This window comes from Paraburkholderia sp. (assembly GCF_026225065.1).
GTDB lineage: Bacteria > Pseudomonadota > Gammaproteobacteria > Burkholderiales > Burkholderiaceae > Paraburkholderia.
In genome coordinates, this window is sequence record NZ_JAMFSB010000088.1 from 1 (window position 1) to 14,743 (window position 14,743).

The 14,743-nt window shown below is 63.8% G+C and carries 12 protein-coding genes; 9 read left to right on the forward strand and 3 right to left on the reverse strand.

The window, feature by feature from the left end; genetic code table 11:
- On the reverse strand, window positions 1-1,727 hold a 1,727-nt coding region (locus tag M0954_RS06805), incomplete at its 3' end, for a hybrid sensor histidine kinase/response regulator (RefSeq protein WP_297352285.1).
- Window positions 1,728-2,415: 688 nt separating this feature from the next.
- Between M0954_RS06805 and M0954_RS06810 the strand changes: the two genes are divergently transcribed.
- The 8 genes from M0954_RS06810 (at window position 2,416) to M0954_RS06845 (ending at window position 10,115) form a co-directional block, all read left to right on the forward strand.
- Entirely contained in the window at window positions 2,416-2,784 is a 369-nt protein-coding gene (locus M0954_RS06810; protein WP_123386717.1) for a response regulator, read from the forward strand.
- A complete protein-coding gene (locus M0954_RS06815) occupies window positions 2,777-3,400 on the forward strand; it encodes a chemotaxis protein CheC (protein WP_074266917.1) in 624 nt (207 codons plus the stop codon). Before M0954_RS06810 ends, M0954_RS06815 begins: the two co-directional genes overlap by 8 nt.
- On the forward strand, window positions 3,397-4,332 hold the full coding sequence (locus tag M0954_RS06820; RefSeq protein WP_122157450.1) for a sensor domain-containing diguanylate cyclase: 936 nt from the start codon (window positions 3,397-3,399) through the stop codon (window positions 4,330-4,332). Before M0954_RS06815 ends, M0954_RS06820 begins: the two co-directional genes overlap by 4 nt.
- A 213-nt stretch (window positions 4,333-4,545) precedes the next feature.
- Window positions 4,546-5,394, forward strand: coding sequence for a presqualene diphosphate synthase HpnD (hpnD, locus tag M0954_RS06825; protein WP_297352287.1), 849 nt, complete (start codon window positions 4,546-4,548; stop codon window positions 5,392-5,394).
- Entirely contained in the window at window positions 5,394-6,671 is a 1,278-nt protein-coding gene (gene hpnE, locus M0954_RS06830; RefSeq protein ID WP_297352289.1) for a hydroxysqualene dehydroxylase HpnE, read from the forward strand. Before hpnD ends, hpnE begins: the two co-directional genes overlap by 1 nt.
- On the forward strand, window positions 6,668-8,758 hold the full coding sequence (gene shc, locus M0954_RS06835; RefSeq protein WP_297352291.1) for a squalene--hopene cyclase: 2,091 nt from the start codon (window positions 6,668-6,670) through the stop codon (window positions 8,756-8,758). Before hpnE ends, shc begins: the two co-directional genes overlap by 4 nt.
- Window positions 8,758-9,507, forward strand: coding sequence for a phosphorylase (locus M0954_RS06840; protein ID WP_297352294.1), 750 nt, complete (start codon window positions 8,758-8,760; stop codon window positions 9,505-9,507). The genes shc and M0954_RS06840 overlap by 1 nt, the downstream gene beginning before the upstream one ends.
- 134 nt (window positions 9,508-9,641) lie before the next feature.
- Window positions 9,642-10,115 carry a hotdog domain-containing protein gene (locus tag M0954_RS06845; protein ID WP_297352296.1) on the forward strand — a complete coding sequence of 158 codons (474 nt, stop codon included), beginning with the start codon at window positions 9,642-9,644 and terminating at the stop codon, window positions 10,113-10,115.
- A gap of 116 nt (window positions 10,116-10,231) precedes the next feature.
- Here the strand turns inward: M0954_RS06845 and M0954_RS06850 are convergent, their stop codons facing one another.
- Window positions 10,232-11,341, reverse strand: a complete 1,110-nt coding sequence (locus M0954_RS06850) for a VacJ family lipoprotein (RefSeq protein ID WP_122157444.1) — start codon at window positions 11,339-11,341, stop codon at window positions 10,232-10,234.
- Window positions 11,338-13,965: an MMPL family transporter gene (locus M0954_RS06855; RefSeq protein WP_297352298.1), complete on the reverse strand. Its 2,628-nt coding sequence runs from the start codon at window positions 13,963-13,965 to the stop codon at window positions 11,338-11,340. Before M0954_RS06855 ends, M0954_RS06850 begins: the two co-directional genes overlap by 4 nt.
- A gap of 177 nt (window positions 13,966-14,142) precedes the next feature.
- Here M0954_RS06855 and M0954_RS06860 point away from each other — a divergent pair.
- A partial coding sequence (locus M0954_RS06860; protein ID WP_297352300.1) for a phospholipid-binding protein MlaC occupies window positions 14,143-14,743 on the forward strand: 601 nt, incomplete at its 3' end.

Genomic DNA, 14,743 nt, shown 5'->3' on the forward strand with positions numbered 1-14,743 from the left:
AGGCCGCCCGAGCGCTCGCAAAATGCGAACACCTGCGGTAATCCCAAGCCGGTACCCATGCCTTTTGGTTTGGTCGTGAAGAGCGGTTCGAACGCTCGGGCGAGTACGTCCGGCGGCATGCCGACGCCGGTATCTTCGAGCGAGAGTTGCACGAAATCGCCCGTTAGCGGAAAGCCGTCCTCATGACGGAAGGTGATATTGGCCGCGCGGACGGTGAAGCGGCCGCCGTTGGGCATGGCGTCTCGCGCGTTGACGGCGAGATTGATCAGCGCCAGTTCGAGTTCTGCGACGTCCACGCGCATCGGCCAGACGTTGGTGCCGATGTCCATCACGAGCGAAACCTTCGCGCCGAGCGACGCGCGCAGCAGTTCGCGGCAGGCCGGCAGCCACCGCTCGACGGCGAGCGTCTCGTTGCGCAACGGCTGCTTGCGCGCCACGCCGAGCAACTGGCGCGTGAGCGACTGACCGCTCTTGAGCGCCCGCTCGATGGCGGAGAGCTCGCGATCGAGTCCGGGCGCGCCGCGCCGCCGCGCGATCTGCACATTCGCCGAGACGATCATCAGGAGGTTGTTGAAGTCGTGCGCCACGCTGCCTACCAGATTGCCGAGCGCTTCCATCTTGCGCGACTGCCGGTAGGCGGATTCGATCGAGCGCCGCATCGAAGCCTCGGCCTGCCAGCGCTCCCATGCTTCCTCTTCAGCGCCGAGACGCCGCAGCGATAACCAGATCACGCACCACAGCACGATGGATGGCGTGAACATCGACAGGATCAGCACGCTCAGATGGCGGTACCAGGCCGCCCAGATCGCCGACGTGCGGTAGCCGCACGACACGTAGACCGGATATGCGCCGACGCGCCGGTACGCCACGATCAGGTTGTCGTTGGCGAACACCGAGTGCAGCCGGACCACACCGGCGCGGCTGCCTTGAGCCAGGGCTTCGCTGAGCTGCGTGTGGGGCGTGATCATGGCCGGCTGACCAGGCGCCGGTGGGTAATGGGCGAGAACCGAGCCGTCCGCGCGGGTCAGGCTCATGGTCATCGGCGTATTGGCGCCGCCGAGCAGCTCCTGATAGAAGGCGTTGAAATAGCCCGGCCGCAAGGCGACCGAGACCACGCCGGCGAAGCCGCCGTCAGCGTTGCGCCGCGCGACGCCCGTGTTGAACACATTTTCGCCGGCAACCTGGCCGACCATATCCTTCGAAACGTGTTCGAGCACCTTGCCGTCGCGAATGCCAGTGAAATCGTCGCGGTTAGCAATCGACACGGTAGGGGGTGGATTGAACCGGCTGCTGGCGAGGAGCGAGCCGTCGTCACCGAAAATCGAGACCGCTGCGACCTGCGGGTAACCACCGCCCATGGTGCGCAGCTTGTCGTGGATCTGTGTCTCGTCCGCGCGAATACCGTTGTCGTCGAGGCCTTGCACCAGATCGACGACGCGCGCGTCGAGCGCTTCGTTCATGTCGAACACTTTCAGCGCGTGTTCTTCTCCGACGCGCACCGTGTGCACCGTCAGATCGGTCGCGTCGGCTTCGCGGGCGTGCAGATCACTGACGGCCATCGCCGCCACATAGACGCACGGCAGCACGATCGCCGCGATCAGCAGCGCGATCAGCGTCATGCGCCGGACATGGAAATTCTGCTCCGGGACGACCGGGAACAGCGCCTCGTCTTCGCGGTTAGCGGAGAGGCGACTCGCGTCGCGCGGGTCGGACCGGTCAGATGTCATCTTTAATACCGCTACTGTCGTCTGGGACGGAAAACCTTACCCCTACCATCATACGAGAACCCGGAATTTGCCGGGCAGGATTGTCGAGACCGGTAACAATAGACCCTGGGAATTATGCGAAAGTTTTTTCTCCAAACAGCGAGGAATCCGGAAGCGCAAACGTACACAAAAGCATAAACGTGGTCATAGCCTGCGTTTAAGGATGTGCAAAACCCACAAACTGTCATGTCATGAGTGATTTCTGTTCGTTAAATCCATATTGGCGAGTTGCCTTTTCGCTGGAATAATTTAAGAATCCTGCCACGATAAAAAGTGCGTCCGCCACGCTCGGACGTCTTTGCCGCGAGGGCCAGCCCGAAAACGCATTGTTAGCGCGACGGAGGGAGTTCGCGGAAACGCGCGCGACAGGCTGGGGTACGCCTTCATCCATTCGGCCGCGCAGAACCACCTTTGGGGTAGGCTCGAACATGCCGGTCATCGCTATCGTCCCGCGTGCGCACGCGCGCATCCGCATCGTTCCTGTCGCACGCGCAGCCGCGTGCGCCGTCCCCTGCTGTTCGCAATCCATGCAATCTGTGGGCCCGCTCGCGTCGGAGCAAGCCTCGGCCGGCCTGACTTCGGTCCGCTAAAGAAATTTCGATCCAGGCCGTTAATCCGACCGAGCCCATTCCGTTTTCACCAGCCCGCCATGTCATTGCCCATTGTGATCGCCGACGATTCGTTGCTTGCCCGCAAGGTGCTCACAAAGGCGCTGCCGCCGCAGTGGGATGTGGACGTCAGCTATGCATCCAATGGGCGCGAAGCGCTCGCGCTGTATCGCGAAGGCAAGGCGTCCGTGATGTTCCTCGACCTGACGATGCCGGACATGACCGGCTATCAGGTGTTGGAGGCGCTGCAGCATGAGGACCTGAACACGTTCGTGATCGTCGTGTCGGCCGATGTGCAGCCGATGGCCCAGGCGCGCGTACGCAGCCTCGGCGCCATTGCCTTCATCGCCAAGCCCGTCACTCCCGAGGCTGTACTACCCATCCTCAAGGAGTACGGGTTGTATGAGTGAGCCAGTCCTCAACGAAGATCGGCGCGACGCGCTGCAGGAAGTTGCGAACCTCGCCATGGGCCAGGCGGCGACGCGGCTCGCGCGCCTGCTCGATACGTTTATCGAGCTGTCCGTGCCGCGCGTGCAGGTAGTCGAGGTGAGCGACGCGGCTGCGGCGCTGCGCAAGATGACCGGCATCCAGGAGACGGTGAGCGCCGTGCGCCAGGGTTTCCGCTCCGACATCAAGGGCGAGGCACTGGTCATTTGCCGCAGCGGCAGCATCGACCAGCTGTGCGCGCTGGTGAACGACCCGTATCCGCGCTCGGCCTACGAGGCCGTCAGCCAGCAGGAAGTCATCTTCGATGTCGCCAACGTGCTGATCGGCGCTTGCGTCTCGTGCATCCTCGAGCAGCTTGGCCGCACGCCGGTGTTTTCGGCGCCGGGTCTGCTCGGCGAGTCGATGTCGCTCGAGGACGTGTTTCAACCCGGTTTGCTCGGCTGGGAAGTCGCGCTGCTGGTCGAAGTCAACTTCGCGCTCGAAGACCAGAGTTTCCGCGCCCACCTTGTCATGCTGATGGCCGAAGAGTCCATCGTGCACATGAATGACGCGCTCGACGCGTTGCTGTCCAGTCTATGAATGTCTCCGCTTCGTTAAGCGATCTCGTTGTCGAACGCGTCGGTTTCGGAATTTTCGTGCTTGATCGCGACATGAATGTTCTGATGTGGAACCGCTTCATGCAGGATCACAGCGGTTTATCGGCCGAGAAGGTGGTCGGCAAGTCGATTTTCGCCAATTTTCCCGAGTTGCCGCGCGTGTGGCTGACCCGCAAGCTGGAGAGCGTGTTTCAGCTCGGCAGCTTCGCGTTCAGTTCGTGGGAGCAGCGGCCCTATCTGTTCAAGTTCGACCATGACCGGCCCATTACCGGCGGTGTCGATTTCATGCAGCAGGATTGCACCTTTATGCCGCTCACGCGCGACCGTGAGGTGGTGGCCGTGTGCGTGACCATCTCAGACGTGACGCACGTGAGCATCGTGCAGCGCGAACGCGAAGAAGCGGTCGCCAAGCTGCAGGAGTATGCAGACCGCGACGGCCTGACAGGCATCGCGAACCGCCGCTATTTCGAGTCGCGCCTGCGTGACGAATACACGCGCTGGCAGCGCTACGGCGGCGATATGTCATTGCTGCTGTTCGATCTGGACCACTTCAAGAAGATCAACGACCAGTTCGGCCATGGGGTCGGCGATACAGTGCTGCGTGAGATGGCGCAGCGGGTCGCGCAGGTGGTGAGGGTGCAAGATACCTTCGGCCGCTTCGGCGGCGAGGAATTCGCACTGCTTCTGCCATGCACGCCGCTTGAGGACGCGATGCAGGTGGCCGAGAAAATCCGTCATACGATTGGTGACGAACCGGTCGAGGTGCAGGGTGCCCACGTGCCGGTGACGGCCAGTGTCGGCGGTGCGTCGGCGCGAGTTGGCGTGCCGAACTATGACGTGCTGATCAACGAAGCCGACGCCGCGCTCTACAGCGCCAAGCGTCAAGGCCGCAACCGCTCGGTCGCCTTTATCTGACCGATCTGGGCCGGCCCGCCGCCGCGCTGCTTTGTCGTCCGCCACATTGGCCGACCGCGCCTGCGCCGTCTCGCAAAGATTGTTATACTTTTCGCCGTTTCCGGTATCTCTTGCCGGTGCTTTCGCGCGTGTCCGCGCGCGCGGCCTGCCCTCTGGGCGGGCACGCTTCCGATTTCTTGACCGCCTCCAGAGGGCCCCTCAGCGGAGATCGTCTTGGCTGTTTCCAATCTTGTCGTGGACGATACTGAAACAGACGCCGCTGCCGCCACGTCAGGCAGCTCGTTTTACCTTGCGATGCGCATCCTGCCAGCGGCGCAGCGCGACGCGATGTATCAGGTCTACGCTTTTTGCCGCGCTGTCGACGATATTGCCGACAGCGCCCTGCCGCGCGCCGAGCGCTCGGCCGGACTCGAGCGCTGGCGCGCCGACATCGACGCCTGCTATGCCGGCGCCCCGCGTGCTTCGCTGCGCGCGTTGACGCGGCACATCCACACGTTTCATCTGCAACGCGAAGATTTCCACGCCATGATCGACGGTATGGCAATGGATGCCGCCGAAGATATCTGCGCGCCGGACGACGACACCCTCGACCTGTATTGCGACCGTGTCGCGAGCGCCGCGGGGCGTTTATCGGTGAGGATATTCGGGATGCGGGAAGAGCCTGGGCGCCAGTTGGCGCACCACCTGGGCCGGGCGCTGCAGTTGACTAACATCCTGCGCGATATCGACGAAGACGCGGACATCAACCGCTGCTATCTGCCGCGCGAACTGCTCGCGCTCGAAGGCATCGCCACGACGACGCCCGCGATTATTGCCGACGATCCGTCGTTGCCGCGCGTTTGCTGCAAGCTGGTGAAGCGGACCCGCGAACATTTCGCCCAGGCCGACGCGATCATGGACGCCGAGCCGCGCACTCACGTTCGCGCCCCGCGCATCATGTCTGGGGTCTATCGCTGTCTTCTCGATCGCACCGTTGAACGCGGTTTCGATCTGCCGCGCACCAAGGTCAGCAAGCCTCGTGCGCGTCTGTTGTGGATCGTCGCCCGGTACGCGTTTTTCTAATGCAGAAACTCGTCCATGTGATCGGCGCGGGCCTCGCCGGTCTGGCCGCCGCTGTGCAATTGCAGCGGCGCGGTGCGCAGGTCGTGTTGTATGACGCGGCCGGGCAGGCGGGTGGACGCTGCCGCTCCTGGTACGATCGGACGCTCGGTGCGACCATCGACAGTGGCAATCATCTGGTGATGTCGGGCAACGACGCGACGCTGAATTACCTGCGTGCGATCGGCGCGGTCGACGAGCTGGTCGGACCCGCTCAGCCCGAATATCCGTTCATGGACCTGGCGACGCGGGCGCGCTGGACCGTGCGTCCGTCGGCCGGGCGCTTGCCGTTGTGGGTCTTCGATCAGACCGCGCGGGTCCCCAATACCCATCCGGGCGACTATCTGACGCTCGCGCCGCTGCTGTTAGCGAAGCCCGGCCGGACGATGGCGCAGACCATGCGCTGCGATGGGGTGCTATGGGACCGCTTGCTGCGGCCGCTGCTACACGTGATGCTCAATCACGAGCCGCGTGAGGCGAGCGCCGAACTGGCTGCCGCAGTGGTTCGCGAGACGCTCGCGGCGGGCGGTCATGCATGCCGGCCGTTGCTCGCGCGCAATGGCCTGAGCAGTGCCTTCGTCGATCCGGCGCTGCGTCTGTTGCAGCACGGCGGGGCGGCGATACGGCTTGGCGCGCAGTTGAAGGAAATTGTATTTGCGGACACGGGCCGGGTGAGCGCGCTGGAGTTTGCCGAAGGGGACGGCACTCAGCACGTCGAACTCGACGACCAGGCGGCCGTCGTGCTGGCGGTGCCGCCGGATATCGCGCAAACGCTGGTGCCCGGTCTGCAGGCGCCGAAGCGCTTTAGCGCGACGGTCAACGTGCACTTTGCCGTGGAACCGCCGTTCGGCGTGCCGCCGCTGATGGGGCTGCTCAACGGCACAGCTGAGTGGCTGTTCGCATTCGACGGGCGCCTTTCGGTGACGATCAGCGGCGCCGACCGCTTTCTCGACACCCCGCACGAAGCGCTAGCGAAGACGGTCTGGGCCGAAGTCGCCCAAGCGGCGAGCCTGCCGCTCGAACCCATGCCGGCCTGGCAGCTCGTGTCCGACCCCCACGCGACCTTTGCCGCGCTACCGGGCGAGGAAATGTGCCGCCCCGGCACGCGCACACGCTGGAAAAACCTGACGCTCGCGGGAGACTGGACAGCCACTGGCCTGCCCGCGACGCTCGAAGGAGCGGTCCGCTCTGGCCAGAAGGCCGCGGATACGCTGCTGAACGAACCGATGGAACGCAGATGAACGATTTTTCCCTTGCCCAGACGACTGGCGCCGAATCAGACGACTCAGCGGCTTCACTTGACTCGCCCATCTCACATGACGCGTCCGAGACGGCTGCTGTTTCGCCCGCGAATGAACCGGCTGCTGCTGTCGCCGCAGGCGCTGCTGCTACGCAGCCCACCACCACGCTGGACGCCGCCGTCACCCGCGCAACCGACGCGATCCTCGCCGCGCAGCGCCCCGACGGCCACTGGGTCTATGAACTCGAAGCCGACGCGACGATTCCTGCCGAATACGTGCTGCTGACTCACTACCTCGGCGAAGAGCCGAACGTGGAACTGGAGCAGAAGATCGCGCGCTATCTGCGTCGTATCCAGTTGTCGAATGGTGGCTGGCCGCTCTTTACCGATGGCGCGCTCGACGTCAGTGCAAGCGTGAAGGCGTACTTCGCACTGAAGATGATTGGCGATCCTGAGGATGCCGATCATATGCGCCGCGCCCGCGAGGCGATTCTCGCGCACGGCGGCGCTGAAGCCTCCAATGTCTTCACGCGGGTTCTGCTCGCGCTGTTCGGCGTGGTCTCCTGGTATGCCGTGCCAATGATGCCGGTCGAGATCATGCTGTTGCCGCAGTGGTTCCCGTTCCATCTGTCGAAGGTGTCGTATTGGGCGCGTACCGTGATCGTGCCGCTGCTCGTGCTCAACGCGAAGCGCCCGGTGGCACGCAACCCGCGCGGCGTGCGGATCGACGAACTGTTCCGCGGCGCGCCCGTCACAACCGGGCTGTCGCCGCGCGCCCCGCATCAGCATCAGGGCTGGTTCGCCTTCTTCCGCGGCGTCGATAACGTGCTGCGCCTGATCGACGGGCTGTTTCCGAAGTACACGCGCGAACGCGCGGTCAAGGCCGCCGTTGCCTTTGTCGATGAGCGTCTGAACGGCGAAGACGGCCTCGGCGCGATTTTCCCGGCCATGGCCAACTCCGTGATGATGTATGACGTGCTGGGCTACCCGGCCGATCATCCGAGCCGCGCGATCGCCCGCCAGTCGCTCGACAAGCTGCTCGTCATCACGGATGACGAGGCCTATTGCCAGCCGTGTCTGTCGCCGGTGTGGGACACCTCGCTCGTGGCGCACGCGCTGCTCGAAACCGGCGAGCCGCGCGCCGAGCAGGCCGCCGAACGCGGCCTGCAATGGCTGCGTCCGCTGCAGATTCTCGATGTGCGCGGCGACTGGATCTCGCGCCGCCCGGACGTGCGTCCCGGCGGCTGGGCATTCCAGTACGCGAACGCGCACTACCCGGACGTGGACGACACGGCCGTGGTGGTGATGGCCATGCAGCGGTCGGCGGCGCTCACGGAATCGAACGTCGATGACGAAGCGATTGCCCGCGCCCGCGAATGGGTGGTCGGCATGCAGAGCAGCGACGGTGGCTGGGGCGCATTCGAGCCGGAAAACACGCAGTACTACCTGAACAACATTCCGTTCTCCGATCATGGCGCGCTGCTCGATCCGCCTACTGCGGACGTGTCGGGCCGCTGTCTGTCGATGCTCGCCCAACTGGGCGAACTGCCGGCCAATAGCGAGCCAGCTCGTCGCGCGTACGACTACATGCTCAAGGAACAGGAGTCGGACGGCAGCTGGTATGGCCGTTGGGGCATGAATTACATCTACGGTACGTGGACGGCACTCTGTTCGCTGAACGCCGCCGGTATGACGCACGACGATCCGCGTATGAAGCGTGCCGCTCAGTGGCTCGTGTCGATCCAGAACGACGACGGTGGCTGGGGCGAGGACGGCACCAGTTACAAGCTCGATTACCGCGGCTATGAGCGCGCGCCGAGTGTGGCGTCGCAGACCGCCTGGGGCCTGCTCGGGCTGATGGCGGCGGGGTGCGTTGAGCATCCGGCGGTGGCGCGTGGCGTCGAGTACCTGTTGCGCGAGCAGCGCGAACACGGTCTGTGGGATGAGACCCGCTTTACCGCCACGGGCTTCCCGCGCGTGTTTTATCTGCGCTATCACGGCTACCGCAAATTCTTCCCGCTCTGGGCACTGGCGCGTTACCGGCAACTGAAACGCGACGGGCTGACGCGCGTTACGGTCGGGATGTAATGGTGTCTACGCCTTCTACCCGTTCTACCCAGTCGTTCTCTTCATCCCAGGCAGGCGGCAGCAGGCTACCCGTGATTGCCGTAACCGGCATGGCCTTCGAAGCGCGCAGTGTGCGCGGCGAGGGCGTCGAGGTGGTGTACGCGGCGCGCGCCGATCTGCTTGAGCGGGCGCTGCGCGCCGCGCTCGTGCGCGGCTGCTCGGGCATCATCAGCTTCGGCACGGCGGGTGGCCTCGCGCCGGATCTGGAGCCGGGCGCGCTGATCGTGGCGGATGCCGTAGAAGGCCCGCACGGCCGTTTCGCTACCGATCCGCTCTGGTCCGGGCATCTGGCCGCCGCGCTGGCGGCTACGCCGCTTGGCGCGACCCTGCGCCGTGGCCTGATGGCAGGCGTGACGGCGCCGCTCACGGGCGCCGACGACAAAGCCGCCTTGCACCGTTCCAGCGGCGCGCTCGCCGTGGATATGGAGTCGCATATCGCGGGTGCTATCGCTGCGGCTCAGGGCGTACCGTTCGCGATTTGCCGGGCGATTGTCGATCCGGCGCAGCGCACGCTGCCTTCGGCCGCTACGGCCGGCTTACGCGACGACGGCAGCACGGCGATTGCACCGATCCTGCGCGAACTGCTGAAGCAACCTTCGCAGCTCGGGGCCCTGCTGCGGGTCGCAGCCGACGCCCGTGCAGCTCGCACGGCGCTGGTTCAGGCGCGGCAAGCGTTAGGTGCGGCCGGGGCACTGCGGCCGGGTGTTTGAAAACGAGTCCATACGTCGGCTCTCCCCTTACCGGGGAAACATAGGGAAAACCCTTAATTTTGGTATAATCTAGGTATTAACCCTAGGTTCCGGCTTCTATGCCGGCCCGCATCACCTCACGAAGGGGATACCAGATGAATTTCCATACCAGAAAGTGGGTCAAGCCCGAAGATCTGAACCCGAACGGCACGCTGTTCGGCGGCAGCCTGCTGCGCTGGATCGACGAAGAAGCGGCCATTTACGTCATTTGCCAGCTGGACAACCAGCGCGTGGTCACCAAGCTCATCTCGGAGATCAATTTTGTCAGCTCGGCGCGCCAGGGCGACATCATCGAGTTGGGCATCATCGCGACGCACTTTGGCCGGACTTCGATCACGCTGCGCGCTGAAGTGCGCAACAAGATCACCCGCAAGAGCATCCTGACGATCGAGAAGATGGTGTTTGTGAATCTCGGCGAAAACGGCGAACCGGCTCCGCATGGCCGCACGCAGATTCGCTTTGCGGATGAAGCGTTCGAGCGCTATCGGTCGAGTTTGGCCCCGGCAACCCAGCCGGCGGCGAGTGTCGACGACGCGGTTGCGGGCCTTGAGGCCGATACGATGCACTGAAGACAAGCGCGTATTCTTACGCTCGCGCTACCTGAAGCAGAAAACGAAACAGCCCGACCTGCTATTAACGCCGGTCGGGCTGTTTCGTTTTGCCTTGGCGAAGCGAAGGCGAAGAATTACTGCCTCAGCGGAACCGGCGCCGCGGCACCGGAAGCTGCTGCGGCTGCTGCCGCGCCCGACGCCGCCGGAGCGGTGGCAGCCTTAGCGGAGCTCGCGCCTACGGGAGCCGATGCACCGTTGGCAGGTGCGGCCGACGCCGACGAATCACCCGGATCGGTGTACTGCGGCGCGCCGGCGGGTGCGGCACCTGATGCGCCATTAGCTGGCGCAGCCGGCGCGGACGAATCACCCGGATCGGTGTAGTTCGGCGCGCCTGCGGGTGCTGCACCTGATGCGCCATTAGCTGGCGCAGCCGGCGCGGACGAATCACCTGGATCGGTGTAGTCGGGCAGACCAGCGGGCGCCGTCCCAGATGCCCCCGTTGCCGGCGCCGCGCCAGCACCGTCCTCCGCGCCTGGGTCACCATAGTTCGGCAACGGAGCCGGCGTCGAACTCGAACCGCGCAATAGCGACTGACGCTGCTGCGTATAGGCGTCGCGAACGAACGAATACTTGTCGAGCGCAGCCGCCTGCAGCAGGTCCGACGCTCCGAGCAGATCGGCACGCGCGCTGATGAACTGCGCGATATACATCGGATTGCGCACGGCCGGCTTCAGATAGTGGATCACGTTAAAGCGGAAGTCGACGATATAGCCCGTGCTGTCACGCACGGAACTCGGTCCGAACAACGGCAGCACCAGATACGGACCTGCCGGCACGCCCCACCGGCCGAGCGTCAGCCCGAAGTCCTCATGATGCTTCGGCAACCCTGCCGGCGTGGCGAAGTCGAGCAGGCCGCCGATCCCGAACGTCGAGTTCATCACGAAGCGCATGACGTCTTCGGTCGCATCGGTGATCTTCAACTGCAGAATGTTGTTGGCGGCATTGCCCAGGTCGCCGAGATTCGAAAAGAAGTTGCTGATCGCCTGACGGATCGGTTGCGGCGTGACCTTCTGATAGCCCTTCGCGACTGGCTGCGCGATGGTCCGGTCGAGCGCATCGTTGAACTTGAAAATCTGCCGGTTCATCGGTTCCAGCGGGTCGCCCGGCTTGCGGTCGGGACCCGTCGCGCACCCTGCAAGCGCACCTGCGACGAGCAGGGTCAGGGCGGTGGTTCGCATCTTCATTTGGTGATTCCTTGCTTTTCTTTCGATGCGCGACGCGCGCGCGGCTTACCCATCAGGACGGGCTGAAACACCACTGCGCCGATCAGTGTGCACAACAGGGATAGCGCGAGCAACCGCCCCATGCTCGACGTGCCCGGATGGTGCGACAACCACAGGCTCCCGAACGCCGTTGCGGTGGTGGCCGCGCTGAACATCACCGCATGGGTGAGACTCGACTGCAGTAGACCCGTTTGTCCGTTGCGCCATGCCATGACGAAGTAGATCTTGAACGCGACGCCTACGCCGAGCATAAGCGGCAACGCGATGATGTTGGCGAAATTGAGTGGCATGCCGAACACTACGCACAATTCAAGCGTAACCAGCGCCGACACCAGCAGTGGAATCAGCGTGCGCAACACGTCGCTGAGTCGCCGCAACGCGAGCCATAGCAGGATAGTGATGGTCACCAGTGCCCATGCGGCCGCTTCCAGGAACGCCTTGATAATTACGTCTGCGGAATGCAGGATCGAGATGGTCCCGCCGATCGCGTCCGGCTCCGTCGTCTTCACCGCGTGGGCGAAGCGCCGCAGCATCGCATCGTCGCCTGGGTCTGCGCCTGGGGCGACCTTTGGAGCGATGTCGACCAGCGCGCGGCCGTCTGTCGCGACCCAGTCGCGCGAGATTTCGGGCGGCACGGTGGCGCGGGTGATTTCGCTCGGCTGCAGCAGATCGGCGAGTTGCTGCAACGCAATCTTCAGCGTGCCGGACATAGCGGTCTCTGCGCGGTCGCGCGTGGCGGCATCCGCGGCGGCGAGCTTTTGCAGCGTAGTCGATAGATGCTGGGCTTCGGCTGCGCCCGGACCGGGATGGTCCTCAGCGGCAAGCGACAGCTGATTGGCGGCACGCTTCAGGGCGGCGACGCGCAACGTGTCGCTCGACGGCGGCGCAGGCGTTTGCGTCAAAGCGGGCAACAACTGCTGCGCAGCGCTATTGATGAGCAAAAGCTTTTGGGACTGGTCGGTTGGGATGAAGGTGCTCAGCGTCGTGACGCGACCCACTTCCGGCAGTGTCCTGAGGTGCGCCGCGATCTTGTCCGCGTCCGCGAGCGACGGCGTCAGCACGTGCACGTTGTTGACGGCGGCCTCGGGCGAATCTTTCAGCGAGAGCAGCGTCGCCATGGATTCCGTGTGCGGGTCCTTCAGATGCAGCGGGTTGAAGTCGAAGCGCAGGTGAGTCAGCAACGGCATCGCGCCGATCACGACCACGAGGGTGCCAATCAGGACGGGTTTGCGGTGACGGTCGAGGAAATCGTCGACGGGCGCCAGTTGCTTGAAACCCGGTGAGGCGACTTCACCGGGCGGATTGAAGATCTTCAGGAGTGCCGGAAACAGCGTCATGTTGGTCGCATACGCGACGAACATGCCGACACCGGCGATCTGCCCCAACTCCGCCACACCTCGGTAGGCGGTGGGCAGGAACGAAAAGAACGCTTCGGCGACGGCGACCGCGGCGAGCGTCAACGGCACGCCAATGGTGTGCGCCGTATTGACGAGAGCGGCGGCCAACCGTTCATCGCGATGGCGCTCCTCGCGGTACTTCACGCCGAACTGGACACCGAAGTCGATCCCAAGCCCGACGAACAGCACCATGAACGCAACGGAAATCATGTTGAGCGCGCCGACCATCATCAGACCGAGCGCGGCCGTGATGGCAAGCCCGACGAACAGTGTAATGAGCACGGCGACTATCATCCGGCCCGAGCGCAACGCGAGCCACAGGATCACGAGGACCACGACGAAAGTGATCATGCCGTTCAACGCGGCGCCATCCTGCACCGAGGCAAATTCTTCGTCGGCGAGCGGCTGTTCGCCGGTCAGGCGGATCGACGCGCCGTAGTGGGCCTTGAGGTCGAGCGACGCGGCGGTAGCGCGGATGGCGGCGGAGGCGCGGGCACCGGGTTCGAGCGCGCCGTAGTTGACCACCGGCTGCACGGTGATGAAGGCGCGTGCCGGATTCGTGCTGATGTCCTTGTCGACGAGCGCGCGCCACGAGAAGGCGGCGGGCTGACCGGCGAGCACACGGTCGAGCACGGTGGCGCTTTGCGAGAGCAGATGGCTCATATCGCTGAGCTTGACCTGGCCGAGCTGGAGCGGCAGCAGCAGGCTGGTGGTGAGGACCCCTGCAAGGCCGGTCAGACTGGGATCTTTGGCGAGCGCATTGACGAGGGGACGTGACTGAACGAGTTGTCCGGTGGTGGACTGGACCTGGTCGAGCGATAGAAACAGCAAGCCGTCGTGCTCGAAGAACGAACCGCCGGCCGGTTGCGTGACAGCGACGAATTCCTTGGGCTGCTTTTTCAGCGCGGCGGTAAGAGCGTTGGCGGCGGCGTCGGCGAATTCGGGCGCGCGCGCTTCGACGACGACCAGCACGGTTTGGCCGCGTTGGGGGAAGGCGTTGTCCATGGCGTCGTCGAGGGACGACCAGGCCTTGTTGGTTTCGACGAGGCGGCTGATGTCGGTATTGATCTTGAAGTGATGGACGACGTAATAGCCACTCAGGACCGCGAGGATGAGCGATATGAGGATGACGCGCAGCGGGCGACGGACCGACCAGGCGACGAGACGAACGATAGATGACTTCAGCATGTAGGCGAGTGGGGCCCTGTCACAGATGGCGTTTTTGGCATAAGGGCATAAGTATACCGACGTGGGGCTAAATGGCTCAGCTTGTGGGGCACGGACGAAGCATCAAAATCGGTATACTGGCTTTCAGCGTGGCCCGGCGGGTCATCCAGTGGTCATATTTACTGTCCTGATGAGCTTATGAAACGTTATCTGTCTGCTTTTCTGGCAGCGGCGGTGGTTTCCACCGCGGCTTTTGCGCAAACCGCGCCTGACGCGGTGGTAAAGAATGCTGTTGAAGGCACGGTCAGCGCGATGAAGGCCGATCCACAGGCGCGCGGCGGCGACATGGGCAAAATCACCCAGGTGGTGGTAACACATTTCGTGCCTGCAACGGACTTTCAGCGTACGACGCGGATTGCTGTGGGCAAAGCGTGGACGACGGCGTCGCCGGAGCAGCAGAAGCAGTTATACGAGCAGTTTCAGACATTGCTGGTGCGGACGTATGCTGCTTCGTTGGCGCAGTTGCGGGATCAGGATGTGACGTTTAAGTTCGCGCCTGCGAATGTTGGGGCTGGCGGCAAGGATGCTGTTGTGCAGTCGCACGTGTTGAGCAATGGTGGGGATGATTCGGTTGGGTATCGGATGGAGAAGACCGATTCTGGTTGGAAGGTTTATGACATCGATATGATGGGGGCGTGGCTGATTCAGGTTTATCAGACGCAGTTTGCGGATCAGCTCGCTAAAGGTGGGGTTGATGGGCTGATTAGATTTTTGACTGAGCATAATGCTCGGAGTGCGG

Excerpts from the sequence above, each read along its gene's own strand:
- M0954_RS06810 (WP_123386717.1), top strand. The coding sequence starts at position 2,416 with ATGTCATTGCCCATTGTGATCGCCGACGATTCGTTGCTTGCCCGCAAG.
- M0954_RS06815 (WP_074266917.1), top strand. The coding sequence starts at position 2,777 with ATGAGTGAGCCAGTCCTCAACGAAGATCGGCGCGACGCGCTGCAGGAA.
- M0954_RS06820 (WP_122157450.1), top strand. The coding sequence starts at position 3,397 with ATGAATGTCTCCGCTTCGTTAAGCGATCTCGTTGTCGAACGCGTCGGT.
- hpnE (WP_297352289.1), top strand. The coding sequence starts at position 5,394 with ATGCAGAAACTCGTCCATGTGATCGGCGCGGGCCTCGCCGGTCTGGCC.
- shc (WP_297352291.1), top strand. The coding sequence starts at position 6,668 with ATGAACGATTTTTCCCTTGCCCAGACGACTGGCGCCGAATCAGACGAC.
- M0954_RS06840 (WP_297352294.1), top strand. The coding sequence starts at position 8,758 with ATGGTGTCTACGCCTTCTACCCGTTCTACCCAGTCGTTCTCTTCATCC.
- M0954_RS06845 (WP_297352296.1), top strand. The coding sequence starts at position 9,642 with ATGAATTTCCATACCAGAAAGTGGGTCAAGCCCGAAGATCTGAACCCG.
- M0954_RS06850 (WP_122157444.1), bottom strand. The coding sequence starts at position 11,341 with ATGAAGATGCGAACCACCGCCCTGACCCTGCTCGTCGCAGGTGCGCTT.
- M0954_RS06855 (WP_297352298.1), bottom strand. The coding sequence starts at position 13,965 with ATGCTGAAGTCATCTATCGTTCGTCTCGTCGCCTGGTCGGTCCGTCGC.